General features: G+C 73.0%; 17 protein-coding genes and 1 pseudogene. All 18 read left to right on the top strand.

What is annotated here, in order from left to right; all coding sequences use genetic code 11:
* Nucleotides 1-196 precede the first annotated feature (196 nt).
* The 18 genes and pseudogenes from ACFVX9_RS31125 (at nt 197) to serA (ending at nt 25,928) form a co-directional block, all read left to right on the top strand.
* Nucleotides 197-1,378, top strand: coding sequence for a cysteine desulfurase family protein (locus tag ACFVX9_RS31125; RefSeq protein ID WP_380377625.1), 1,182 nt, complete (start codon nt 197-199; stop codon nt 1,376-1,378).
* Between the two features lie 51 nt (nt 1,379-1,429).
* Nucleotides 1,430-2,566, top strand: a complete 1,137-nt coding sequence (mnmA, locus tag ACFVX9_RS31120) for a tRNA 2-thiouridine(34) synthase MnmA (RefSeq protein ID WP_063347735.1) — start codon at nt 1,430-1,432, stop codon at nt 2,564-2,566.
* Nucleotides 2,567-2,613: 47 nt separating this feature from the next.
* Nucleotides 2,614-3,138 carry a TIGR00730 family Rossman fold protein gene (locus ACFVX9_RS31115; RefSeq protein WP_063347734.1) on the top strand — a complete coding sequence of 175 codons (525 nt, stop codon included), beginning with the start codon at nt 2,614-2,616 and terminating at the stop codon, nt 3,136-3,138.
* Between the two features lie 13 nt (nt 3,139-3,151).
* Nucleotides 3,152-3,841 (top strand): SDR family oxidoreductase, encoded by a 690-nt coding sequence (locus ACFVX9_RS31110; protein WP_380377630.1) that lies wholly within the window; start codon nt 3,152-3,154, stop codon nt 3,839-3,841.
* A 35-nt stretch (nt 3,842-3,876) separates the two neighbouring features.
* Entirely contained in the window at nt 3,877-4,887 is a 1,011-nt protein-coding gene (locus ACFVX9_RS31105; protein WP_387984708.1) for a methionine synthase, read from the top strand.
* Between the two features lie 22 nt (nt 4,888-4,909).
* Nucleotides 4,910-7,216 (top strand): NAD-dependent DNA ligase LigA, encoded by a 2,307-nt coding sequence (gene ligA, locus ACFVX9_RS31100; RefSeq protein ID WP_380491632.1) that lies wholly within the window; start codon nt 4,910-4,912, stop codon nt 7,214-7,216.
* A 358-nt stretch (nt 7,217-7,574) separates the two neighbouring features.
* Nucleotides 7,575-9,062: pseudogene (locus ACFVX9_RS31095) on the top strand (putative bifunctional diguanylate cyclase/phosphodiesterase); the annotation flags it as partial.
* Nucleotides 9,063-9,534: 472 nt separating this feature from the next.
* Nucleotides 9,535-9,831 carry an Asp-tRNA(Asn)/Glu-tRNA(Gln) amidotransferase subunit GatC gene (gene gatC / locus ACFVX9_RS31090; protein WP_030057414.1) on the top strand — a complete coding sequence of 99 codons (297 nt, stop codon included), beginning with the start codon at nt 9,535-9,537 and terminating at the stop codon, nt 9,829-9,831.
* 5 nt (nt 9,832-9,836) lie between these two features.
* Complete coding sequence (gene gatA, locus ACFVX9_RS31085; protein WP_387984707.1) at nt 9,837-11,330, top strand: Asp-tRNA(Asn)/Glu-tRNA(Gln) amidotransferase subunit GatA; 1,494 nt, start codon at nt 9,837-9,839, stop codon at nt 11,328-11,330.
* On the top strand, nt 11,327-11,602 hold the full coding sequence (locus tag ACFVX9_RS31080) for a hypothetical protein (protein WP_350884604.1): 276 nt from the start codon (nt 11,327-11,329) through the stop codon (nt 11,600-11,602). The genes gatA and ACFVX9_RS31080 overlap by 4 nt, the downstream gene beginning before the upstream one ends.
* Nucleotides 11,603-11,679: 77 nt before the next feature.
* A complete protein-coding gene (gene gatB / locus ACFVX9_RS31075; protein ID WP_380377634.1) occupies nt 11,680-13,191 on the top strand; it encodes an Asp-tRNA(Asn)/Glu-tRNA(Gln) amidotransferase subunit GatB in 1,512 nt (503 codons plus the stop codon).
* Nucleotides 13,192-13,437: 246 nt separating this feature from the next.
* Nucleotides 13,438-13,596, top strand: a complete 159-nt coding sequence (locus tag ACFVX9_RS31070) for a hypothetical protein (RefSeq protein ID WP_159398431.1) — start codon at nt 13,438-13,440, stop codon at nt 13,594-13,596.
* Between the two features lie 134 nt (nt 13,597-13,730).
* A complete protein-coding gene (locus tag ACFVX9_RS31065; RefSeq protein WP_380377637.1) occupies nt 13,731-16,772 on the top strand; it encodes a helix-turn-helix transcriptional regulator in 3,042 nt (1,013 codons plus the stop codon).
* 533 nt (nt 16,773-17,305) lie between these two features.
* Nucleotides 17,306-20,239: a putative bifunctional diguanylate cyclase/phosphodiesterase gene (locus tag ACFVX9_RS31060; protein WP_380377640.1), complete on the top strand. Its 2,934-nt coding sequence runs from the start codon at nt 17,306-17,308 to the stop codon at nt 20,237-20,239.
* Between the two features lie 333 nt (nt 20,240-20,572).
* Nucleotides 20,573-22,426 carry an acetolactate synthase large subunit gene (locus tag ACFVX9_RS31055; protein ID WP_387984704.1) on the top strand — a complete coding sequence of 618 codons (1,854 nt, stop codon included), beginning with the start codon at nt 20,573-20,575 and terminating at the stop codon, nt 22,424-22,426.
* A gap of 36 nt (nt 22,427-22,462) precedes the next feature.
* The gene (gene ilvN / locus ACFVX9_RS31050; RefSeq protein WP_030302941.1) at nt 22,463-22,987 is read left to right on the top strand and encodes an acetolactate synthase small subunit; all 525 of its coding nucleotides are present in this window, start codon (nt 22,463-22,465) and stop codon (nt 22,985-22,987) included.
* Between the two features lie 115 nt (nt 22,988-23,102).
* Entirely contained in the window at nt 23,103-24,101 is a 999-nt protein-coding gene (ilvC, locus tag ACFVX9_RS31045) for a ketol-acid reductoisomerase (protein ID WP_063347727.1), read from the top strand.
* Nucleotides 24,102-24,338: 237 nt separating this feature from the next.
* On the top strand, nt 24,339-25,928 hold the full coding sequence (serA, locus tag ACFVX9_RS31040) for a phosphoglycerate dehydrogenase (protein ID WP_063347726.1): 1,590 nt from the start codon (nt 24,339-24,341) through the stop codon (nt 25,926-25,928).
* The last annotated feature ends 65 nt before the right edge of the window (nt 25,929-25,993 follow it).

Genomic DNA, 25,993 nt, shown 5'->3' with positions numbered 1-25,993 from the left:
CGCGGGCCGGGCCGGGGCCCGTCCGCGGGAAGCGTCCGTCAGGCTAACCGCTCGGCCGCGCGACGGGTCAAACGGGTGCCGGACACCGGTGTCCGGTGGGCGCGCGCTCCGGGTAACGTCCGGGAGTCGTCCGGTGGCCGGATCGGTGCGCACACCGGGACGGGGCCCGGGTAGCGCCCTCTACAATCGGATGGTTATGCCATACCTGGACCATGCGGCGACCACGCCGATGCTGCCCGAGGCGATCGCCGCGATGTCGGCGCACCTGGGGGTGGTCGGCAACGCCTCGTCCCTGCACGCGGCCGGCCGCCGGGCCCGCCGGGTGGTCGAGGAGGCCCGCGAGTCGCTGGCCGACTCGCTGGGCGCCCGCCCGAGCGAGATCGTGCTCACCGGCGGGGGCACCGAGTCCGACAACCTCGCCGTCAAGGGCCTGTACTGGGCCCGCCGGGGCGCCGACCCGGCCCGCACCCGGGTGCTGTGCAGCCCGGTCGAGCACCACGCGGTGCTGGACGCGGTGCACTGGCTCTCCGAGCACGAGGGCGCCGACGTCGAGTACCTGCCGGTCGACCCGCTCGGCCGGGTGCACCCGCAGGCGCTGCGCGAGGCGATCGAGCGGGACCCGTACTCGGTCGCGCTGGTCACCGTGATGTGGGCCAACAACGAGGTCGGCACCGTCCAGCCGGTGCGCGAACTCGCCGCCGTCGCGGCCGAGTACGGCATCCCGATGCACGCCGACGCGGTGCAGGCGCTCGGGCAGGTCCCGGTCTCCTTCGCCGAGTCTGGGCTCACCGCGCTCACCGTCACCGGGCACAAGATCGGCGGCCCGTTCGGCATCGGCGCGCTGCTGCTCTCGCGCGGCGCCGCGCCCGTCCCGCTGCTGCACGGCGGCGGCCAGGAGCGCGACGTCCGCTCCGGCACCCTGGACGCGCCCGCCGCCGCCGGCTTCGCCACCGCCGCGGCCCTCGCGGTCGAGCGCCAGCCGGAGCACGCGGTCGTGCTCGGCGCGCTGCGCGACGAGCTGATCGCCGCCGTGCTGGCCGCCGTCCCCGCCGCGGTGCTCAACGGCGACCCGGCCGCCGAGGGGCGGCTGCCCGCCAACGCGCACTTCTCCTTCCCCGGCTGCGAGGGCGACGCGCTGCTGATGCTGCTCGACGCCCAGGGCATCGAGTGCTCCACCGGCTCGGCCTGCTCGGCCGGGGTGCCGCAGCCCAGCCACGTGCTGCTCGCGATGGGCGTCGACCCGGCGCTGGCCCGGGCCTCGCTGCGGTTCTCGCTCGGGCACACCTCGGTGCGCGAGGACGTGACGGCGCTGGTCGCGGCCATCGCCCCGGCCGTCCAGCGGGCCCGCAACGCGGGTCTGGCGGCGGTGCGGCGGTAGTTCCTCCGGGCGGTCGGGCATGTACGGCGGCCCCGTACTCTTGTAGTCACCATGACTGACTTCCCGGGTGCCCCGACCGCTCCGTCCACCGGCCGTCTGCGCGTGCTCGCGGCGATGTCCGGCGGCGTCGACTCCGCCGTCGCCGCCGCCCGCGCCGCCGAGGCGGGGCACGAGGTGACGGGCGTCCACCTGGCGCTGTCCGCCAACCCGCAGTCCTTCCGCACCGGGGCCCGCGGCTGCTGCACCATCGAGGACTCCCGGGACGCGTGGCGCGCGGCCGACGTGATCGGCATCCCGTTCTACGTCTGGGACCTCGCCGAGCGCTTCCGCGAGGACGTCATCGACGACTTCGTCGCCGAGTACGCGGCCGGCCGCACCCCCAATCCCTGCCTGCGCTGCAACGAGAAGATCAAGTTCGCCGCGCTGCTCGACAAGGCGATCGCGCTCGGCTTCGACGCGGTCTGCACCGGCCACTACGCCCGGATCGTCGACCTGCCGTCCGGGGAGCGCCAGCTGCACCGCGCCGTCGACGCCGCCAAGGACCAGTCCTACGTGCTCGGTGTGCTGGACGCGGACCAGCTCGCCCACTCCCTCTTCCCGCTCGGCGACACCACCAAGGACGCCATCCGCGAGGAGGCCGAGCGCCGCGGCCTGGCCGTCGCCAAGAAGCCGGACAGCCACGACATCTGCTTCATCGCCGACGGCGACACCCAGGGCTTCCTGGCCAAGCACCTCGGCACCGCCACCGGCGACATCCTCGACGCCGACGGCACCAAGCTCGGCGAGCACGACGGCGCGTACGGCTTCACCATCGGCCAGCGCAAGGGCCTGCGGATCGGCCGGCCCGCCGCGGACGGCAAGCCCCGCTACGTCCTCGACATCTCGCCGGTCGACAACACCGTGACCGTCGGCCCGCTGGAGGGCCTGGACGTCACCGGGCTCACCGCGATCCGGCCGCGCTGGTGCGGCACCGAGCCGCTCGCCGACGGCCGGTACACCGCCCAACTGCGCGCCCACGGCGAGGAGGTGCCGGTGAGCGCGTCGGTCGTGGACGGCGAGCTGCGGGTGCAGTTGGACACCCCCGTCCGCGGCATCGCCCCCGGCCAGGCCGTCGTCCTGTACGACGGCACCCGCGTCGTCGGCTCCGCCACCATCGCCGCCACCGAGCGCCCGGCCGTCCGCGCCTGAAACCGGGGTGAGCGAGGCCCGGCCCGCGTGATAGACCAGGTAGCACTATGAATATCTGCGTCTTCTGCTCCGCGTACTCGCTCGACGACCGCTACTCCGCTCCCGCCGCCGAGTTCGCGCGGCTCCTCGGCGAGGGCGGGCACACCCTGGTGTGGGGCGGCTCGAACGCCGGGCTGATGGGGCTGCTGGCCGATGAGGTGAAGGCGGCGGGCGGCAGGCTGGTCGGGGTGCTCGTCGAGATGCTGAGGCACAAGGGGTACGTCGGCGCCGACGAGTTGGTGATGACCGAGGACCTCGCCGAGCGGAAGGCGGAGCTGGCCGCCCGGGCCGACGCGATCGTCGTGCTGGTCGGCGGGCTGGGCACCCTCGACGAGGTGACCGAGGTGCTGGAGCTCAAGAAGCACGGCATGTTCGACAAGCCGGTGATCGTCCTGGACACCGAGGGCTTCTACGCGGGCCTGCGCACGCAGATGGAGCGGATGGACACCGAGGGCTTCCTGCCGCGCCCGCTCGCCGAGCTGATCAGCTTCGCCGACACCCCGGCTCAGGTGTTTGAGCAGCTCAAGGCCTGATTAGATCAGCACCATGGCTGCACATCTGATCACCGGCGCCGGCTCCGGCATCGGCGCCGTCCTGGCCGAGCGTCTCGCCGAGCGCGGCGACGACCTCTGGCTGTTCGCCCGCGACGTCCGCCGCGCCGCCGAACTGCGCGAGCGCTTCCCCGGGGCGCAGACCCTGGTCGGCGACCTCGGCGACCCGGCCAAGCTCTCCTGGGCCCTCGGCCACCAGGCGCTGCCCGTCGAGCTCGACTCCCTCCTGCACGTCGCGGGCATGGTGGAGCTGGGTGCGGTCGGCGAGCTGCCGGTCAAGGCCTGGCAGAGCACCCTGGCCGTCAACCTGGTCGCCCCCGCCGAGCTGACCCGGCTCCTGCTGCCCTCGCTGCGCCTGGTCAAGGGGCACGTGGTGTTCGTCAACTCCGGTGCGGGCCTGAGCGCCTCCGCCGAGTGGTCGGCCTACGCGGCGAGCAAGCACGGCCTCAAGGCGCTCGCCGACGCGCTGCGCCAGGAGGAGCACGCGAACGGCGTCCGGGTCACCTCGGTCTACCCGGGCCGCACCGCCACCGCGATGCAGGCCAAGGTGCACCAGCAGGAGGGCAAGGCCTACGACGAGGACCGCTTCATCGCCCCGGAGTCGGTGGTGAAGGCGATCCTCGCCGCCCTGGACGCCTCCCGCGACGCGGAGCTCACCGACATCACCGTCCGCCCCGGGCGCTGACCTCGCCGGGGCGGCGGCGCACTAGGCTCGGGCGGGTGAGCACCGGAGACACCTTCCCCGACCTGCGCGGCGCCGCCACCGGCGTCGGTTCGCTGCCCGGCACCGACGCGCGGGAGGCCGCCAAGACCTCCACCGGCGCGCTGGAGCAGCTGCCGTTCCTACCCGAACTCCCCGCCCGGGGGCCGGGCGCCGACATGATCGGCCGCGGCGCCGGCCTGCTGGTCGAGCTGTTCGCACAGACCGAACCGTCCGGCTGGCGGTTCGCCGACCGCCCCGGCCGGGACACCCGGCGCGCGCACTCCTGGCTGGGCGAGGACCTGGACGCGCTGGAGGAGTCCACCCAGGGCTACCAGGGCGCGCTCAAGCTCCAGGCCGTGGGCCCGTGGACGCTGGCGGCGAGCATCGAGCTCAGGCACGGCGAGAAGGCGCTCTCCGACCACGGCGCCTGCCGGGACATCGCCGGCTCGCTCACCGAGGGCCTGCGCCGCCACCTGGCGGACGTCCGCCGGCGGGTGCCCGGCGCGCAGCTGGTCCTCCAGCTCGACGAGCCCTCGCTGCCCGCCGTGCTGGCCGGTTCGGTGAAGACCGCCAGCGGCTTCCAGCGGCTGCGCTCGGTGGACCGGCAGGTCGCCGAGGAGGTGCTGCGCGAGACGATCCGCGGCCTGGACGTGCCGGTCGTGGTGCACTGCTGCGCCCCGCAGGTCCCGCTCCCGCTGCTGCGCCGGGCCGGGGTGGCCGGGGTCTCCCTCGACTTCTCCCTCCTCACCGAGCGGGAGGACGACGACCTCGGCGAGGCGGTCGAGGCGGGCACGGCGATCCTCGCTGGTGTCGTGCCCTCCACTGACCAGGAGGTGTCCGACCCGGCCGGTAGTGTCCAGGGTGTCAGGACCTTGTGGCGCAGGCTCGGGTTCGCCCCGGAGCTGCTGGGCCGCCGCGTGCTGGTGACGCCGACCTGCGGGCTGGCCGGGGCGTCCCCGGCGTACGCGCGCAAGGCGCTGTCGCTTGCGGCGCGGGCGGCGCAGAGCCTGGTGGACAACCCGGAATGAGAACGTAGGAGGGCTTGCGGTGGTGGCTGTCGAGGGCTGGGAGGACGTCCCTGCGGAGGTGCGCAGGCGGCACGCCGAGCTGGTCGTGGAGATCACCGAGCACCGCGCCCGGTACTACGTGCAGGACGCCCCGGTCGTCAGCGACGCCGAGTTCGACGTCCTGATGCGCGAGCTGGAGGCGGTCGAGGCCGCGCACCCGGCCCTGGTGACGCCGGACTCGCCGACGCAGGAGGTCGGCGGCGACGTCGCGGAGGGCTTCACCAAGGTCGAGCACCGCGAGCGGCTGCTCAGCCTCGACAACGCCATGGACGACGAGGAGCTGGCGGCCTGGGCGGACCGGGTCGCCCGCGAGCTGGACGGCATCGACTACCACTACCTGTGCGAGCTCAAGGTGGACGGCCTGGCCGTCAACCTCACCTACGAGCGCGGCCAGTTGGTCCTGGCCGCGACCCGGGGCACCGGCCGGGTCGGCGAGGACATCACCGCCAACGTCCGCACCATCAAGGAGATCCCGCAGCAGCTCACCGGCGACGACCTGCCCGAGCTGGTCGAGATCCGCGGCGAGGTCTACCTGCCCACCGAGGCCTTCGAGGAACTGAACGCCTCGCTGGCGGCGGAGAACGAGCGCCGCCGGGCGGAGAACGAGGAGCGCGCCAAGGAGGGCAGGCGTCCGCAGGCGCTGCTCCACCTGTTCGCCAACCCGCGCAACGCCGCCGCCGGTTCGCTGCGCCAGAAGGACCCGCTGGTCACCGCGTCCCGTCCGCTGCACATGGTGGTGCACGGCATCGGCGCCCGGGTCGGCTTCGACATCGACTGCCAGTCGCACGCCTACGACCTGCTGCGCGCGTGGGGCCTGCCGACGGCCCGGCACAACAAGGTGGTCGGGACGCTCGACGAGGTGCGGGCGTTCATCGGGCACTTCGGCGAGCAGCGGCACTCGGTCGAGCACGAGATCGACGGCGTCGTGGTCAAGGTGGACGAGATCGCCCTGCAAGGGCGGCTCGGTTCCACCTCCAAGTCCCCGCGCTGGGCGATCGCCTGGAAGTACCCGCCGGAGGAGGTCACCGGCAGGCTGGCCGCGATCAAGGTCGGCATCGGCCGCACCGGCCGGGCCACCCCGTACGCGGTGCTGGCCGAGCCGGTGAAGGTGGCCGGCTCGATGGTGCAGTACGCGACGCTGCACAACCAGCAGGTCGTCAAGGCCAAGGGCGTGCTGCTCGGCGACACCATCGTGCTGCGCAAGGCCGGCGACGTCATCCCGGAGATCCTCGGCCCGGTGGAGAGCCTGCGGGACGGCACCGAGCAGGAGTTCGTGATGCCCTCGCACTGCCACGAGTGCGGGGCCGAGCTGCGCCCGATGTCCGAGGGGGACATCGATCTGCGCTGCCCCAACGCGCAGTTCTGCCCGGCGCAGATCCGCGAGCGGATCGCCTTCCTGGGCGGCCGTTCCTCGCTGGACATCGAGGGCCTGGGCTATGTCGCGGCGACCGCGCTGACCCAGCCGCTGGAGCCGGCCGAGGCGCCGGTGCGGGACGAGGGCGACATCTTCGGCCTGACGATGGAGCAGTTGCTGCCGATCGAGGTGCTGGTCCGCGACCAGAAGACGGGCATGCCCAAGCTGGACGACCGCACCGGCAAGGAGAAGAAGGCCACCTTCTTCGCGAACCAGAAGGGCGAGCCCAAGAAGACGGCGGGCGTGCTGCTGGAGAATCTGGAGAGGGTGAAGGAACGTCCGCTGTGGCGGTTCCTCAACGGCCTCTCGATCCGGCACGTCGGGCCGGTCGCGGCGCAGGAGCTGGCGCGGGAGTTCCGGGACCTCGACCGGATCTTCTCGGCCACCGAGGAGGAGCTGGCCGCCGTCGAGGGGGTCGGGCCGATCATCGCCCGTTCCGTCGTCGAGTGGTACCAGGAGGAGTGGCACCGGGGGATCCTGGAGAAGTGGCGCGCGGCCGGCGTCCGCTTCACCGAGGAGCCCGCCGACGAGGAGGAGGCGGAGCGCCCGCTGGAGGGCCTGACCGTCGTGGTCACCGGCACCCTGGCCGGGCACACCCGGGACGGGGCCAAGGAGGCGCTGACCTCGCGCGGCGCGAAGGTGACCGGTTCGGTATCGAAGAAGACAGATTTTGTCGTGGCCGGTGACAACCCCGGGTCCAAGTACGACAAGGCCGTTCAGCTCGGACTGCCGGTCCTGGACGACGCCGGCTTCGCCGTGCTGCTCGCCGACGGAGCGGCCGCGGCCCGCGCCCACCTCGGCCTGCCCGAGGTCGGGAAGGCCCCCGTCGAGGCCGCCCCGGAGGCCGACCCGGAGGCCGACCCGAGCGGAGCGTGACCGAACCCGTCTTGTTATCGTCCTGATGCAACGTCACCGGGTGTCGCACCGTGAAAGCGGGCATTGTGTCACTGTGCGACACCCGGGCGCGGTGGCGCGTTTCCGGTTGTCCGAAAGTCTGCCCACCGGGTGGACCCCGGCATACCCTGGAGCGCAACAGAGTGTCAGCAGGGGTGGGGGCACCGGCTGAGCCGGTGCTCCGCGGGGTCGCTCCATGCCCGGCAGCTGTCGGTACCGGCACGGTGCCTCACCGTAAGGCGGCCTGACGGGGCGGGCCCGACGGAGGACAGGGCTTATGGATCGTACGACCGGCGGTGCGCCCACACGCCCGCCGCAGGGGGTGGCAGGTGCGGTCCTGCTGCTCGGCGTGCTGCTGGCCGGTGCCGCGCCGCTCATCCCGCTGGCCGTCCTGGTCTACCGGTACGAGCCCGAACTGCTGCCGCTGTTCGCGGTGCCGCTGGCGGTGCTGGTCGCCGCCTGGCGGATCGCCCGCGACCGCGCCCGTGACCAGCTGACCGACCCGCTGACGGATCTGCCCAACCGTCAGGCCCTGTTGATGGCTGCCCAGGAGGCGATCGCGGAGCGTGCGGAAGGTTACAGCGTCGGTCTCATCCTGCTCGATCTCGATCGTTTCCGATCGCTCAACGACACCCTCGGTCACACCGCCGGCGACCGGCTGCTGGTGCACATCGCCCGTCGGCTGCACCGCGCGCTGCGCTCCGGAGGCCCGGCCGGCAGCGCCACCCGGGAGTCCATCGACGACGTCTTCGCCGGCCTGCCCCGGAACTACCGGCGCGGCCGCCCGATGGTGGCCCGGATGGGCGGCGACGAGTTCGCCGTGCTGCTGCCCGGCATCAACTGCCCGGACAGCCTGGAGCGGGTTGCCAAGGCGCTGATCGCCGAACTCGCCGCGCCGATCCGGCTGGACGGGCTGCTGCTCGTGCTGGAGGCCAGCGCCGGCGTCTGCGTCTACCCGCAGCACGCCCAGGACGCCGAGGCGCTGCTGCGCCGCGCCGACGTGGCGATGGGCCACGCCCAGCGCGGTTGCAGCGGCGTCGCGCAGTACGACGAGACCCAGGACGCCGACACGCCGTACCGGATAGGGCTGCTCGGCGACCTGCGGCGGGCCCTGGAGACCGGCGAGGTGCAGCTGCACTACCAGCCCAAGGTGGCCTTCGACGGCCGGGTGGTCGGCCTGGAGGCGCTGCTGCGCTGGGAGCGCCCCGGCCAGGGCCGGGTCTCGCCGGACGAGTTCGTCGGGCTCGCCGAGTCCAGCGGCCTGATGCCCCGGCTCACCGACTACGTGCTGGAGGCCGCCGTCGGGCAGCTCGCCTACTGGCGGGAGCAGGGCCTCCAGGTGCAGGTCGCGGTCAACGTCTCCCCGCGCGACGTGCTCAACCCCGGCTTCGCCCAGCGCGTCGCCGGCCACCTCGTCCGCCACCAGGTGCCGGCCCACGCGCTCCAGCTGGAGATCACCGAACGGCTGCTGCTGGACGACTCCCGCCGGGCCGCCGACACCCTCGCCGAACTGCGCGGCTACGGCGTCGGGATGTCCCTGGACGACTTCGGCACCGGCCACTCCTCGCTGGTGCGGCTGCGCAGCCTGCCGGTCGGCGAGCTGAAGATCGACCGCTCCTTCGTCTCCCGGATGGTCATCGACGACCACGACGCGGCGGTGGTGCGCTGCTCGGTGGAGCTCGCCCACTCGCTGGGCCTGACCGTGGTCGCCGAGGGCGTCGAGGACGACGAGACCTGGGAGCGGCTGCACTGCATGGGCGTGGACGCCGTCCAGGGCTGGCTGGTGTCGGCCGCGCTGCCGGCCGAGCAGGCCACCGCCTGGCTGCGGGTGCACCGTACCGGCGCCCCGCCGGTGGAGCGGCTGGTCCCCCCGCCGGGCCGGCTGCCGTCGGCGCTCCACGCGGTGCAGGGGGGCCAGGGCCTGCCGGTCCAGCCGGTGCTGCCGCCGGCCGTCCAGCCGGTGGTCCAGCAGGCCATCGCGCCGGTGCTGCCCCCCGTGCTGCCCCCGACGCTCCCGCAGGCCGTGCAGGCCGTGCAGACGGTCCAGGCCGCGCCCGCGCCCCAGCCCGTGTCGGCCGCGCAGATCGAGATCAAGGCGCCGGGCACGCAGAGTTGGGCCCGCACCAGGCCGCAGTGACGGGCGCATACGCTTACTCGTTGGCCGGTGGCCGGGCCGGGCCCCATAGGATGGGGTCCAAAGACCACGAGGACGGAGCACCGGACCGGTTGCTCCTGCCCGGGCCCGGCACCGCCTGCGCGCGGCGCCGGGCCTCACCAGAACTCACCCTGAGGATCGCTGCATGCCTGGCATCACGCGCGAGGAGGTCGCCCACCTCGCCCGGCTGTCGCGTCTTGAGCTGAAGCCCGAAGAGCTGGACCACTTCGCCGAGCAGCTCGACGTGATCATCGGCGCGGTCGCCCGCGTTTCCGAGGTCGCCGGACAGGACGTCCCGCCGACCTCCCACCCGCTCCCGCTGACCAACGTGATGCGCGCGGACGAGGTGCGGCCGTCGCTCACCCCGGAGCAGGCGCTGTCCGGCGCCCCCGCCGCCGAGGAGCAGCGTTTCCGCGTGCCCCAGATCCTCGGGGAGGACTGACCGAGATGACCGAGTTGATCAAGTACACCGCCGCTGAGACGGCTTCCGCCATCGCCGAGGGCGAGGTGTCCGCCGTCGAGGTGGCGCAGGCGCACCTGGACCGCATCGGCGCCGTCGACAAGAAGGTCAACGCCTTCCTGCACGTCGACACCGAGGGCGCGCTGAACGCCGCCAAGGCCGTCGACGAGAAGCGCGCCAAGGGCGAGGAGCTGGGCCCGCTGGCCGGCGTCCCGCTCGCGCTGAAGGACGTCTTCACCACCAAGGGCGTGCCGACCACCTGCGGCTCCAAGATCCTCGAAGGCTGGATCCCGCCGTACGACGCCACGCTGACCACCCGTCTCAAGGACGTCGGCGTGGTCATCCTCGGCAAGACCAACATGGACGAGTTCGCGATGGGCTCCTCCACCGAGAACTCCGCCTACGGCACGACCGGCAACCCGTGGGACCTCTCCCGCATCCCCGGCGGCTCCGGCGGCGGCTCGGCCGCCGCGCTGGCCGCCTTCGAGGCCCCGCTGGCGATCGGCACCGACACCGGCGGCTCGATCCGCCAGCCCGGCGCCGTCACCGGCACCGTCGGCGTCAAGCCGACCTACGGCTCGGTCTCCCGCTACGGCCTGGTCGCCTTCTCGTCCTCGCTGGACCAGGGCGGCCCGTGCGCCCGCACCGTGCTGGACGCGGCGCTGCTGCACGAGGCCATCGCCGGGTACGACCCGCTGGACTCCACCTCGATCGACGCGCCCGTCCCGGCCGTGGTCGAGGCCGCCAAGCTGCGCGACGTGCGCGGCATGCGGATCGGCGTGGTCAAGGAGTTCGCCGGCGAGGGCTACCAGGCCGGCGTGATGGAGCGCTTCAACGAGTCGGTGGAGCTGCTGCGCGAGCTGGGCGCCGAGGTCGTCGAGGTCTCCTGCCCGTCCTTCACCCTGGCGCTGCCGGCGTACTACCTGATCGCGCCCAGCGAGGCCTCGTCCAATCTGGCCCGCTTCGACGCGATGCGCTACGGCCTGCGGGTCGGCGACGACGGCTCCCGCTCGGCCGAGGACGTCACCGCCCTGACCCGCGAGGCCGGCTTCGGCCCCGAGGTCAAGCGCCGCATCATCCTCGGCACCTACGCCCTCTCCTCGGGCTACTACGACGCCTACTACGGCTCGGCCCAGAAGGTCCGCACGCTCATCTCGCGCGACTTCGACGCCGCCTTCGCGGGCGTGGACGTGCTGGTCTCGCCGACCACGCCGACCACCGCCTTCCCGATCGGCGAGCGCGCCGACGACCCGATGGCGATGTACCTGGCCGACCTCTGCACGATTCCGTCGAACCTCGCGGGCAACGCGGCCATGTCGCTGCCCTGCGGTCTGGCCCCGGAGGACAATCTCCCGGTCGGCCTGCAGATCATCGCACCCGCGATGGCGGACGACCGCCTGTACCGGGTGGGCGGCGCCGTCGAGGCCGCACTCAACGACAAGTGGGGGCACACCCTGCTGGAGGAGGCACCGGCACTGTGAGCAAGATCGAGAAGGCCAAGGCCCCGTCGTCCCTCAAGGCCCCGTCGTCCCTGAAGGGCTTCAAGCACAGCAAGCCGGGCCTCTGGCTGTCCATCGGCACCAGCGCCTTCGGCGCGGTCTCGGTCGTCAAGGACGTCCGCAAGGCCCGCGAGGAGAGCGACACCCTCAAGCTGGTCAACGCCCTGGTCGGCGCCGCCGCGCTGATCACCGGTACCGCCCTGCTGGTGCGCGAGCTGCGCCAGCTCGGCTCCGACGACGTCCTGCTGGGCTGAGCTGAGCGCCCCGGCCCGGCCCCGCGCGAGCGGCGGCCGGGCCCGTACCTCCCAAGTCTTTTAGTGAAGGGGACGCTGTGAGCGTCATGAACCTGGTCTCCTACGAGGACGCTCTCGCGTCGTACGACCCGGTGATGGGCCTTGAGGTCCACGTCGAACTGGGCACCAAGACCAAGATGTTCTGCGGTTGCTCGACCGAGCTGGGTGCCGAGCCGAACAGCCAGACCTGCCCGACCTGCCTGGGCCTGCCCGGCTCGCTGCCGGTGGTCAACGCGATCGGCGTGGAGTCGGCCGTCAAGATCGGCCTGGCGCTGAACTGCGAGATCGCCGAGTGGTGCCGGTTCGCGCGGAAGAACTACTTCTACCCGGACATGCCCAAGAACTTCCAGACCTCGCAGTACGACGAGCCGATCGCCTTCAACGGCTACCTCGACGTGCAGCTGGAGGACGGCTCGACCTTCCGCGTGGAGATCGAGCGCGCCCACATGGAGGAGGACACCGGCAAGTCCAGCCACGTCGGTGGCGCCACCGGCCGCATCCACGGCGCCACCCACTCGCTGCTCGACTACAACCGGGCCGGCATCCCGCTGATCGAGATCGTCACCAAGCCGATCACCGGCGCCGGCGTGCGCGCCCCCGAGGTCGCCAAGGCGTACGTCGCCGAGCTGCGCGAGCTGATCAAGGCGCTGGGCGTCTCCGAGGCGCGGATGGACAAGGGCCAGATGCGCTGCGACGTCAACCTGTCGCTGCGCCCCAACGGCACCGAGACCTTCGGCACCCGTTCGGAGACCAAGAACGTCAACTCGCTGCGCAGCGTGGAGCGGGCCGCCCGGTTCGAGATCCAGCGGCACGCCACCGTGCTGACCGACGGCGGCACGATCATCCAGGAGACCCGGCACTTCCACGAGGAGGACGGCAGCACCACCTCGGGCCGGATCAAGGACAACGCCGAGGACTACCGCTACTTCCCCGAGCCGGACCTGGTGCCGATCGCCCCCGCCCGCGCCTGGGTCGAGGAGCTGCGCGCAGGCCTGCCCGAGCTGCCGCGGGTACGCCGGGCCCGGCTGCAGGCCGAGTGGGGCCTGTCCGACAAGGACATGCAGTCGGTGCTGAACGCCGGCGCCGTCGAGCCGATCCAGGAGACCATCGCCGCCGGCGCCCCGGCCGACCAGGCCCGCAAGTGGTGGATGGGCGAGCTGGCCCGCCGGGCCAACGAGACCGGCACCGAGCTGAGCGAGCAGCCGATCACCCCGGCGCAGGTCGCCCGGGTCACCGCGCTGGTCGCCGAGGGCAAGCTGAACGACAAGCTGGCCCGCCAGGTCATCGAGGCCGTGCTGGCCGGCGAGGGCGAGCCGGACGAGGTCGTCGAGAAGCGCGGCCTGGCCGTCGTCTCGGACGACTCCGCGCTCGGTGCGGCCGTCGACCAGGCCATCGCCGAGAACGAGGCGATCGCCGCCAAGATCCGCGACGGCAAGGTCGCCGCGGTCGGCGCGCTGGTCGGTGCGGTCATGAAGGCCACCCGCGGCCAGGCCGACGCGGCCCGCGTCAAGGACCTGATCCTGGAGCGGCTCGCCGTCGAAGGGCAGTAGGCGCAGCCCGGGGAAGCTGGGCGTCTCCGCCTGAGCTTCCTAAGGCGCCTAAGGCATCTAAGGCCCCTAAGGCCCGGTCTCACCTCTAAATCGAGGTAAGACCGGGCCTTTGTCGTTCCCGGGGCCCCGATCTAAGGTACCTGGGGCCCGGAAGATCGGTAGGGCTTCCGATGCGGCACCCCCCGCTGGGAGAGGAAAGTCTTACTCGACAGCGAAACGCAGTGAAACCCACAGGGGGAACCGAAAGTGATCGAGTACGAGCTCATCCAGCAGCACGCCCACGAGCTGGCCGTCCGCGCCGAGCACGAGCGCCTGGTCCGGGAGGCCAAGGAGGGGCGCCGCCTGCGGCAGCGTCCGGTGGCCGCCCGCTTCCAGCGGCGCCCCGCGCGCCAGCGCGAATGCTGACGGACCGGCACCACGACGGTGCCGAGGGAGTTTCGGAGGGGGAGGCGCAGCAGGGGAGCGCCTCCCCCTCCGGGCGTTCGCCAGGGGAGATAACCCCTCGGCCCGCCACCTCCGGCTATGGCATGCTCGCCTCCATGCAGCAGATATCGGTGAGTCCCGTCTTCGTCGGCCGCGGCAGCGAGATCACCGAACTGACCGACGCGCTGCGCCGGGCCGGCTCCGGCAGCCCGCAGGCCGTGCTGATCGGCGGCGAGGCGGGCGTCGGCAAGACCCGGCTGCTGGAGGAGTTCCTGGAGCGGGCCGCCGCCGGGGGAGCGGTCACCACGCTCGGCGGCTGCCTGGAGATCGGCGCCGAGGGCCTGCCGTACGCCCCGCTGGCCGCCGCGCTGCGCCGGCTGCACCGCTCGCTGGGCGCCGAGCTGGAGGCCGCGGCGGTCGGCAGCGAGGGGCACCTGGCCCGGCTGCTGCCCGAGTTCGGCGAGGCCGACGGCGAACCCAACGACGAGTACGGCCGGGCCCGGCTGTTCGAGCACACCGCGAGGCTGTTCGAGCGGCTCGGCGCGGAGCGTACCCTCGTGTTCGCCGTCGAGGACCTGCACTGGTCCGACCGCTCCACCCGCGAACTGCTCGCCTTCCTGGTCCGCACCCTGCACCGGTCCCGGGTGCTGCTGGTCGCCACCTACCGCTCCGACGACCTGCACCGCCGCCACCCGCTGCGCCCCTTCCTGGCCGAGCTCGAACGGCTGCGCACCGTCCAGCGGCTGGAGCTGGAGCGGTTCGGCCGCGGCGAGGTCGCCGCCCAGCTGGCCGGCATCCTCGGCACCGCCGACCCCGACCGGAAGCTGGTGGACCGCATCCACCGCCGCTCCGAGGGGAACCCGTTCTTCGTCGAGGAGCTGGCCACCGCCTTCGAGGACGGCTGCGGCGCAGGGCTCACCGACTCGCTGCGCGACATCCTGCTGGTCCGGGTGGAGAGCCTGGTCGAGGAGGCCCAGCGGGTGGTGCGGATCGCCGCCGAGGGCGGCTCGCACGTCGAGCACGCCCTGCTGGCGGCCGTCCTGGACGACGACGAGGAGGCGCTGATCGAGGCGCTGCGGGCGGCCGTCGGCGCCAACATCCTGCGCCCGGACGGCGAGGGCGAGGGCTACCGCTTCCGGCACGCGCTGGTCCGCGAGGCGGTCTCGGACGACCTGCTGCCCGGTGAACGGCACCGGATCAACCGCAAGTTCGCACTCGCGGTGGAGGCGCAGCCGCAGCTGGTCTCCTGCGACGCCCTGCCCGCCCGGCTGGCCAACTACTGGTACCACGCGCACGACCCGGCCCGCGCCCTGCCGACCGCCCTGGACGCCGCCCGGGCGGCCCGCCGCCGCAACGCCTTCGCCGAGCAACTGGGCATGCTGGAACGGGCCCTGGAACTGTGGGACATGGTCTCCGAGGAGGTGCTGGCGCACACCCTGCGCCCGTACGACTGGGCCGAGACCTACCCGCCGGGCTCCTGCGACCACAGCACCGCCGACGGGGACTGCGACCGGATCCAGCTGGTCGACGTGCTGGCCGAGGCGGTGGTCGCGGCCCGGCGCTGCGGCGACCGCGAGCGCGGCCTGAGCCTCGCCAGGCGGGGGCTGCGGCTGGTCGACGAGGCGGTGCACCCGGTGCGCGCGGCCTGGTTCCGGATCAACCGGGCCCGGATGCTGGGCAATCTGCGCCGCTCCGGCGACGACGAGGAGATCCTGCACGCGCACCGGCTGGTCGACCACCTGCCGCCGTCCGCCGTCCAGGCCGAGGTGTTCGCGCTCGGCGCCGGGGTGGCGATGCTCAAGAAGCCCGGCCCCGAGCACATCGAGCTGGCCGAGCGGGCGATCCGGATCGCCCAGGAGGTCGGCGCGCACTCCGTCGAGGTGCACGCCCGGATGACGCTCGGCGGCCTGCGCTACGACGTGCACGGCGACGCCGACGGCGGGCTGGCCGAACTGGCCGGGGCGGTCGAGGCGGCCCGCCGGCTGGGCGTGCCCGACCTGCTGCTGCGCGGCGTCAACAACCTGGCCAGCATGCAGCGCGGGGTGGGCCGGGCCGAGGAGGCGGTGGTGCTGGCCCGCGAGGGCCTGGTCTACGCGGACGGCAACGGCCTGCTGCGCAACATCGGCACCATCCTGACCGGCAACCTGGCCGAGGCGCTGACCGACCTGGGGCGGATCCGGGAGGCCGCCGAGGTACTCGACGCCTGCGAGCTGACCAGCCTGACCGGCACCCACGCCGAGTTCCTGGACCGGATGCGCGGCGACCTCGCGCTGCTGCGCGGGGACCTGGCCGGCGCGGCGACCATGCTGGCGCAGGCCCGGTCGGCCAACCGGGTCGGCCAGCTCCAGCACAGCGTGCCGATCAGCCGGCTGGCGGTGCGGATCGCCGCGCTCGCCGGTCGGCCGCTGGAGGCCCGGGAGGAACTGCTCACCGCGCTGGCGGAGGAGGGGCGGCTCGGCCACGAGTCCGACGTGTACCCGCTGCTGGTCGAGGCCGCCACGGTGGAGGCGGACAGCCGGGGCCTGCCGGAGGCCGCGGCGGGCCGGGCCGAGGCACTGGCCGCGATCGCCGCGCGGGCGGCCCGGCTGCGGCCGCGGGCGCCGATGCACCACGGCTGGGCCCGGCTGCTGGAGGGCGAACTGGCCCGCGCCGAGGCCGCCGACACCCCGGAGCAGTGGGCCGCCGCGGTCGCCGCGCTGCGGCCGACCGGGCTGCCGTACCCGCTGGCGGTCGCCCTGCTGCGGGCCGGCGAGGCCGAGGTGCTGGCCGGGCGGCGCGAGGCCGGGGCCGAACTGCTGCGCGAGGCGCGGGAGCTGGCCACCGTCCGGGGTGACCGTCCGCTGCTGGCGGAGGTCGCGGGCCTGGCCGACCGGGCCGGGCTGACGCTGACCCCGGCGGCGGCCGCGCGCCCGGCCGCCGGGCCGGCCGCGACCCCGCCCGCCGGGGAGTCCTTCGGCCTCACCCCCCGTGAGCGGGACGTGCTCCGGTTGCTGGCGCGCGGCTGGAGCAACCGGCAGATCGCGGAGGAGTTGTACATCTCTCCGAAGACCGCGAGCGTGCACGTTTCCAACATCCTGGGCAAGCTCGCGGTCACCGGCCGGGGTGAGGCGGCAGCGCTGGCGCACCGGCTGCGGCTGTTCCCGGACGATCCGGCGTAGGCCCTGTCCCCCCGGGCCTCCCGCTGACCCGAGCGCCCGGCGCCGGGCCTCCTGACCGTCTCCGGTCCGGGCGGCTCGGGGCCGGGCGCCGTCGCGTGCTCCCGTGCGCGCCGCGTGAGCCCCTGGTCGCGCGCCGCCGCCAACCGGGCCGATCCGCCGGAATCGGGTGCATTTCCCCACCCCCTCGCCATTACTCTAAGTTGAGTGCATGTGTCATTGAGTGACGGATTTGGTGTAGGGTCCCGATCGGGAACATCGGTGCGGTGTGGTGACCGGAAGGCCGCCCACCCCCTGGGCCTCCGTCCTGACGGGGCGCCAGGCCACCGCGTACGACCGAGAGGCGCGCGGCCGGTGGCCCGTGGCCGGGGCGCCAGGCCCCGGGCCGGAGGGGGAGAGGCCGAGTGAGCTCCACCGATACGGTGCTGCCCGGGGCCGGACGGCCGGGCGTGCCACCCGCCGACGCGTCCGAGCCCGAAACGTCCGCGCCCGGCGCAGCCGCAGCCGGCCCGCCCGCCCCCGGCCGGCGCGGCCCGCTGAACCGGCTCCGGGAGAGCCGGACGCTGCCCGGCCTCGTCCTCGGCGCGCTCTGCCTGGCCTACGCCCTGGGCGCCGCCACCGGCTGGGGATCCTTCCAACTCTCCATCTTCATGGGCGACTTCGGCCTGGCCGCGGCGGCGCTCGCGGCCGCGCTGTCCTGCCTGGTGTACGGCTGCACAGCCGGCGGGCGCGCCCGCCCGGCCTGGCTGCTGTTCGGCCTCTCCTCGCTCATGGTGGCCTGCGGCAACGGCACCTGGGGCTGGTACGAACTGGTCGCCCGCAGCCCGCTGCCGCAGGACTCGCTCGCCGAGTACGCCTTCCTGCTGTTCTCCCCGCTCGCCATCACCGGTGTCCTGGTGCTCGCCCAGCGCCCGCGCTCGGCCGCCGGCTGGCTCTGCCTGCTGCTCGACGGCTGGCTGATCGCCGGCTCGCTGTTCACCCTCAGCTGGAGCCTGGCGCTCGGCCGGATCGCCGCCGGCGAGGTCGGCTCGCCACTGCGGCTGGCCCTCAACCTGGCCTACCCGGTCCTGGACATCCTGCTGGTCAGCCTGGTCGTCGGGCTGCGCTTCGGCGGCCGGGACGGCAATCGGGCGGCCGTGCACACCGCGATGGTGGCGCTGGCCGTCACCGTCCTGTGCGACGCCCTGTTCACCTCCCCGGAGCTGCGCAGCAGCTACCGCTCGGGCGAACTGCTGGACGCCGGATGGTTCTCCGGCAGCCTGCTGCTGGCCTGGGCGCCGTGGTCGCCGCGCTGGCGCCGCCCGCTGCGCGAGCACCCCTCGGCCGGAGGCCTGCCGCGCCGCCGGGTGGCCACCACCTTCAGCGCGCTCACCCCGTACGCGGCCGCCGCGGTGTGCACCGCCGGGATCCTCTACAACGCCCTCGGCGGGCGGGAATTGGACCGGGTGGTGGCCGCGGCGGCCTGCACCGTCGGCCTGGCGCTCATCCTGCGCCAGGGCGTGATGCTGCTCGACAACCTCTCGCTCGCCCAGGAACTCGCCCACAAGGAGGCGCACTTCCGCTCCCTGGTGCAGGGCTCCAGCGACGTCATCATGATCGCCGGCGCCAACGGCGTGCTCTCCTACGTCTCCCCGGCCGCACTCGGCGTCTACGGGCGGGACCCGGAGGAACTGGTCGGCGGCAACCTGCTGGACCTGGTCCACCCGGAGGACGTGGACCGGGTGCTCGCCGAGGTCCGCCGCTACCTGGCGAGGGTCCGGCTCACCGCCCACCGCTCCCCGGGCACCGCCGAGCCGTCCGCCCGGGTGGAGTGCCGGATCAGCTCCGGCGGCGGCGAGTGGCTGCACGTCGAGTCGACGGTCAGCCGGCACCGTGACGGCCTGATCCTCAACAGCCGGGACGTGACCGAACGCGTGATACTCCAGGCCCAGTTGCAGCACAACGCCTTCCACGACCCGCTCACCGACCTGCCCAACCGGGCGCTGTTCGCCCAGCGGCTGCGGGCCGCCCTCGGCGCCCGCGGCCAGCAGGGCGAGGGCGGCGCCGGGGTCGCGGTGCTCTTCCTCGACCTGGACGGCTTCAAGGCGGTCAACGACACGGCCGGCCACCAGGTGGGCGACGAACTGCTGGTGCAGGCGGCCCGCCGGCTCCAGGGGGCCGTCCGCTGCGGGGACACCGTCGCCCGGTTCGGCGGCGACGAGTTCGCCGCGCTGGTCTGCGGCCCGCTCGGCCGGCTCCAGGTCCAGGAGCTCGCCGAACGGCTGCGGATCGCGCTCTCCGAGCCGTACTGGATCGGCGGCGCCGAACTCGGTGTCGCCGCCAGCATCGGCATCGCCTTCGGCACCCCCGAACGCGGCCCGGCCGCCGACCCGAGGGCGGCCACCGACGAGCTGATGCGCAACGCCGACCTCGCGATGTACCGGGCCAAGTCCGAGGGCAAGGGCCGGGTGGTGCTCTACAACCCCGCGATGCGGGCCGATCTGGAGCGCCGCACCGAACTGGAGGAGCGGCTGCGGGCCGCCGTCCGGGAGGGCGGCTTCACCCTGCTCCACCAGCCCGTGGTGGACCTCGGCAGCGGCGCGGTGACCGGCGTCGAGGCGCAGGCCCGCTGGCGTTCGGCGGGCGGCCTGCTGCTCACCCCGGCCGAGTTCCTGCGCTCGGCCGACCACGGCGACGCGGCCACCCGGTTCTCCCGCTGGCTGGTCCAGGAGGCGGTGACGGCCGCGGCCAACCGGCGCGGCCAGTCCGGCCGCAGCCGCAGCGGCCCCGCGCCCGTCCCGGTCGCCGTCCGGCTCTCCACCGAGCGGCTGTGCTCGCCCGGCCTGTACGAGACGGTGGCCGCGGCGCTGCGCGACAGCCGGCTGCCGGCCGGCGAGCTGGTGATCGAGGTGGCCCGGATGGGCCCGGACTCGCTCGCCGACGAACTCGGCCGCCGGCTGGCCGCGTTGCGCCGGCTCGGGGTCACCACCGTGCTGGCCGGCTACGGCGCCGGCAGCGGTTCGCTCGGCGAGCTGGCCCGGCTGCCCCTGGACGGCCTCAAGCTGGACCGCACGCTGGTGCAGGACCTCGGGGAGTCCGCGCTCAGCCGCACGCTCGCCGGGCACGCCCTGCGGCTCGGCCACGACCTCGGCCTGGTCACCGGCGCCGAGGGGGTGGACCTGCCCCGCCAGGTCGCCGCGCTCCAGGAGCTGGGCTGCCGGCAGGGCCAGGGTTCGGCCTTCGCGCCGCCGCTGGACGAGACCCGGCTGCGCCGGGCGCTGGTGCGCCGAGGCTACCCGCTGCCCAGACCGCTCGGCTCGGTCTCGGCCCGGCGCGCGTACCTGGCCGCGGAGGCCCGGACGGGTGGCCGCGGGGAGGGCGGCGGGGGGCGTGTCGTGCATCACCACGGTGCCCCCGACCTGCCCGAACGCCGCGCGGTGACCGGTCCAGGGCCAGGTCCGCATGGCGAGACGGTCATCCCACCTGCTTGACACGTGCCCCCGGACAGGAGGAGGGTCGTTGCCATGCGCACCCGAATTCTCGTACTTGGCGGGCGCGTCGGCTGAGCGGGTTCACACCCCCCGCTTGTGACAGACCGACGCGCCACCCCTCGCATGCCCTTGGCACGAGGGGTTTTTTGTTGCACTGACGCTGTTCCACCACCGCAAGACCCCTGGCCCCGACCGCCCGATCCGCCCCGATTCGCGGGGAGGAAGCGGGACGATTGAGGCAGAGCCGGCGATCGGCCCGAAACCGGGACCCCACCCTCGCACCACCGGGGCCCGAAACCACCGGGCCGGCACATTCCGAGAAGAGACAGGCAGATGACTGAGCACGCCGCATCCCCCCGCCGCGGGGACACCACGGCCGCCCACGCTCCCGCTCCCCAGCACGTCGTCGAAACCATGACCGGCGCCCAGTCGCTCATCCGCTCGCTGGAGGCCGTGGGCGCCGACACCGTCTTCGGCATCCCGGGCGGGGCCATCCTTCCCGCGTACGACCCGCTGATGGACTCGGCCAAGGTGCGCCACATCCTGGTCCGCCACGAGCAGGGCGCCGGCCACGCCGCCACCGGATACGCCCAGGCCACCGGCCGGGTCGGGGTCTGCATGGCCACCTCCGGCCCGGGCGCGACCAACCTGGTGACCCCGATCGCCGACGCCTACATGGACTCGGTGCCGATCGTCGCGATCACCGGCCAGGTCTCCTCCAAGGCGATCGGCACCGACGCCTTCCAGGAGGCGGACATCTGCGGCATCACCATGCCGATCACCAAGCACAACTACCTGGTCACCGACCCCGCCGAGATCCCCCGGGTGATCGCCGAGGCGTTCCACATCGCCGCCACCGGCCGCCCCGGCCCCGTCCTGGTCGACATCGCCAAGGACGCGCTCCAGGCCACCACCACCTTCCGCTGGCCGGTCGAGCTCTCGCTGCCCGGCTACCGCCCGGTCACCAAGCCGCACGCCAAGCAGATCCGCGAGGCCGCGAAGATGCTGGTGGGCGCCAAGCGCCCGGTGCTGTACGTCGGCGGCGGCGTGATCAAGGCGCAGGCCACCACCGAGCTGCGGATCCTCGCCGAGCTGACCGGCGCCCCGGTGGTCACCACCCTGATGGCGCTCGGCGCCTTCCCCGACAGCCACCCGCAGCACCTGGGCATGCCCGGCATGCACGGCTCCGTCCCGGCCGTCACCGCGCTGCAGAAGGCCGACCTGCTGTTCACCCTCGGCGCCCGCTTCGACGACCGCGTCACCGGCAAGCTGGACGGCTTCGCCCCGCACGCCAAGGTCGTCCACGCGGACATCGACCCGGCCGAGATCGGCAAGAACCGCCCCGCCGACGTGCCGATCGTCGGCGACGCCCGCGAGGTGCTGGCCGATCTGATCGTGGCCGTCCAGGCCGAGTTCGACGCCGGCCACAAGGGCGACTACTCGCAGTGGTGGGAGAAGCTCGACGAGTGGAAGAAGACCTACCCGCTGGGCTACGAGCCCGCCCCGGGCGGCCGCCTCTCCCCGCAGCAGGTCATCGAGCGGATCGGCCGGCTGGTCGGCCCCGAAGCGATCTACGCCGCGGGCGTCGGCCAGCACCAGATGTGGAGCTCGCAGTTCATCCGCTTCGAGAAGCCGGGCACCTGGCTCAACTCGGGCGGCGCGGGCACCATGGGCTACGCCGTCCCGGCCGCGATGGGCGCCAAGGCCGGCCGGCCGGACACCGCGGTCTGGGCCATCGACGGCGACGGCTGCTTCCAGATGACCAACCAGGAACTGGCCACCTGCGCCCTGAACGACATCCCGATCAAGGTCGCGGTCATCAACAACGGCTCGCTCGGCATGGTCCGCCAGTGGCAGACGCTGTTCTACAACCAGCGCTACTCCAACACCGTGCTGCACTCCGGCCCCGACCACGACGGCATCGCGCCGCCGGCCCAGGGCACCCGGATCCCCGACTTCGTCCTGCTGTCCGAGGCGATGGGCTGCGTCGGCCTGCGCTGCGAGCGCCCCGAGGACCTGGACGCCGTCATCAAGCAGGCCATGGAGATCAACGACCGCCCGGTCGTCATCGACTTCATCGTCCACCAGGACGCCATGGTCTGGCCGATGGTCGCGGCCGGCACCAGCAACGACGAGATCCAGTTCGCCAAGGGCGTCCGCCCCGACTTCGGCGACGACCTCGACTAACGCCCCCCTTCAACTCCAGAGCGCCTGAGGAACCCCATGTCCAAGCACACCCTCTCCGTCCTGGTCGAGAACAAGCCCGGCGTGCTCGCCCGCATCGCCGCCCTGTTCTCCCGTCGGGGCTTCAACATCGACTCCCTCGCCGTCGGCCCGACCGAGCATCCGGACGTGTCCCGGATGACCATCGTGGTCAACGTCGAGGACCTCCCGCTGGAACAGGTCACCAAGCAGCTCAACAAGCTCGTGAACGTGATAAAGATCGTCGAACTCGACCAGTCCGCTGCGATCCAGCGGGAACTGGTCCTGGTGAAGGTCCGCGCCGACAACGAGACCCGGTCGCAGATCGTCGAGATCGTCCAGCTGTTCCGTGCCAAGACGGTCGACGTGTCCCCGGACGCGGTGACCATCGAGGCCACCGGAAGCTCGGACAAGCTGGAGGCCATGCTCCGGATGCTGGAGCCTTACGGCATCAAGGAGTTGGTCCAGTCCGGCCTGGTCGCCATCGGGCGCGGCGCCCGTTCGATCACGGACCGCTCGTTGCGCGCCCTCGACCGCAGCGCCTGAGCACCCCCGAGACGCAGGCCGTCTCACACCCTGAAGCACCGCCCCACGCCCCCGCCGGTACGCCTACCGTAGAGAACGCGTACCCGGCAACCATCACGCAAGGAGATGTGCCCCCGTGGCCGAGCTGTTCTACGAAGACGACGCCGACCTGTCCATCATCCAGGGCCGCAAGGTCGCGGTCATCGGCTACGGCAGCCAGGGCCACGCCCACGCGCTGTCCCTGCGCGACTCCGGCGCCGACGTCCGGGTCGGCCTGAAGCCGGAGTCCAAGTCCCGTGCCAAGGCGGAGGAGGCCGGCCTGCGCGTCGTCACCCCGGCCGAGGCCGCGGCCGAGGCCGACGTCATCATGATCCTGGTGCCGGACCCGATCCAGGCCGACGTCTACGAGGCCGACATCGCCCCGCACCTGAAGGCCGGCGACGCCCTGTTCTTCGGCCACGGCCTGAACATCCGCTTCGGCTTCATCAAGCCCCCGGCGGACGTCGACGTCTGCATGGTCGCCCCGAAGGGCCCGGGCCACCTGGTCCGCCGCCAGTACGAGGAGGGCCGCGGCGTCCCCGCGATCGTCGCCGTCGAGCAGGACGCCTCCGGCAAGGCCTTCGACCTGGCGCTGTCCTACGCCAAGGGCCTGGGCGCCACCAAGGCCGGCGTCATCAAGACCACCTTCACCGAGGAGACCGAGACCGACCTGTTCGGTGAGCAGGCCGTCCTCTGCGGTGGCACCGCCGCCCTGGTGAAGGCCGGTTTCGAGACCCTGGTCGAGGCCGGCTACCAGCCGGAGATCGCCTACTTCGAGTGCCTGCACGAGCTGAAGCTCATCGTCGACCTGATGTACGAGGGCGGCCTGGAGAAGATGCGCTGGTCGGTCTCCGAGACCGCCGAGTGGGGCGACTACGTCACCGGCCCGCGGATCATCACCGACGCCACCAAGGCCGAGATGCGCAAGGTCCTCGCCGAGATCCAGGACGGCACCTTCGCCAACACCTGGATCGCCGAGTACAAGGCCGGTCTGCCCAAGTACAACGAGTACAAGAAGGCCGACGAGGACCACCTGCTGGAGACCACCGGCAAGAAGCTGCGCTCGCTGATGAGCTGGGTCGACGACAAGGCCTGAACCGGCCTCGGGCTCTGCCCGATTTTGTAACTTCCTTGTACAAGTAGGCTGCTCTCGTCCGGGTGATTTCGCCGGACGGGAGCAGCCTGGTACCCAGCCCGTCGATACACTCCGAGTGCGCGTCAGGCCCACAGCGTCGTGCGTCTACCTACGCGGCATGCCACCTTCCCCCCGCCGTCCACGCCACCCACGTGCCGGGGAGAACCGCAGAGTTAAGGACACACTGTCGTGAGCACTGTGACATCCAAAACCGCCGTCGTCCTGATCGCCGAAGAGCTGTCGCCCGCCACCGTCGACGCCCTCGGCCCCGACTTCGAGATCCGCCACTGCAACGGCGCCGACCGCACCGAGCTGCTCGGCGCGATCGCCGACGTCGACGCGATCCTGATCCGCTCCGCCACCAAGGTCGACGCGGAGGCGCTGGCCGTCGCCCGCAAGCTCAAGGTGGTCGCCCGGGCCGGGGTCGGCCTGGACAACGTGGACGTCGCCGCCGCCACCAAGGCCGGCGTGATGGTCGTGAACGCGCCGACCTCCAACATCGTCACCGCCGCCGAACTCGCCTGCGGCCTGCTGATCTCCGTGGCCCGCAACATCGCGCCGGCCAACGCCGCGCTCAAGCAGGGCGAGTGGAAGCGCAACAAGTACACCGGCGTCGAGCTGAGCGAGAAGACCCTCGGCGTCGTCGGCCTCGGCCGGATCGGCGTCCTGGTCGCCCAGCGGATGTCCGCGTTCGGCATGAAGATCGTCGCGTACGACCCCTACATCCAGGCCGCCCGCGCCGCCCAGATGGGCGTCAAGCTGGTCACCCTGGAGGAGCTGCTGGAGGTCTCGGACTTCATCACCGTCCACCTCCCCAAGACCCCCGAGACCATCGGCCTGATCGGCGACGAGGCGCTGCACAAGGTCAAGCCGACCGTGCGCATCGTCAACGCCGCCCGCGGCGGCATCGTGGACGAGGAGGCGCTCGCCAACGCCCTGCGCGACGGCCGGGTGGCCGGCGCCGGCCTGGACGTGTACACCAAGGAGCCGTGCACCGACTCCCCGCTGTTCGGCTTCGACAACGTGGTCGCCACCCCGCACCTGGGCGCCTCCACCGACGAGGCGCAGGAGAAGGCCGGCATCGCCGTCGCCAAGTCGGTGCGCCTGGCGCTGGCCGGCGAGCTGGTGCCGGACGCCGTCAACGTCCAGGGCGGCGTGATCGCCGAGGACGTGCGCCCGGGCCTGCCGCTGGCCGAGAAGCTCGGCCGGATCTTCACCGCGCTGGCCGGCGAGGTCGCCGTCCGGCTCGACGTCGAGGTCCGCGGCGAGATCACCCAGCACGACGTGAAGGTGCTCGAACTGTCCGCGCTGAAGGGCGTGTTCGAGGACGTGGTGGCGGAGACGGTGTCCTACGTCAACGCCCCGCTGTTCGCCCAGGAGCGCGGCGTCGAGGTCCGCCTGACCACCTCCAGCGAGAGCGCCGAGCACCGCAACGTGATCACCGTCCGCGGCACGCTCGCGAACGGCGAGGAGATCGCCATCTCCGGCACCCTGGCCGGCCCGAAGCAGACCCAGAAGATCGTCGGCGTGGACGCCTTCGACGTGGACGTCGCGCTCACCGACCACATGGCCTTCTTCAAGTACGAGGACCGCCCCGGCGTGGTCGGCGTGCTCGGCCGCCACCTCGGCGACGCCGGCATCAACATCGCCGGCATGCAGGTCGCCCGCGACGGCGGCGGCGCGCTCGCCTCCATCACCGTGGACAGCCAGATCCCGCAGGACGTGCTGTCGGCGATCGCCGCCGAGATCGGCGCCCGCTTCGCCCGCTCGGTCGACCTGGGCGCCTGAGCCCGACGCCCCCCGGGGCCCGGGAAGCAAGTTGGCCGCGGAGCCGGGACACCCCCGGTCCAACC

This window comes from Kitasatospora sp. NPDC058243 (genome assembly GCF_042882025.1).
GTDB lineage: Bacteria > Actinomycetota > Actinomycetes > Streptomycetales > Streptomycetaceae > Kitasatospora.
The sequence above is the reverse complement of the archived record's forward strand: the minus strand, read 5'-3'. Positions and strand labels throughout refer to the sequence as shown.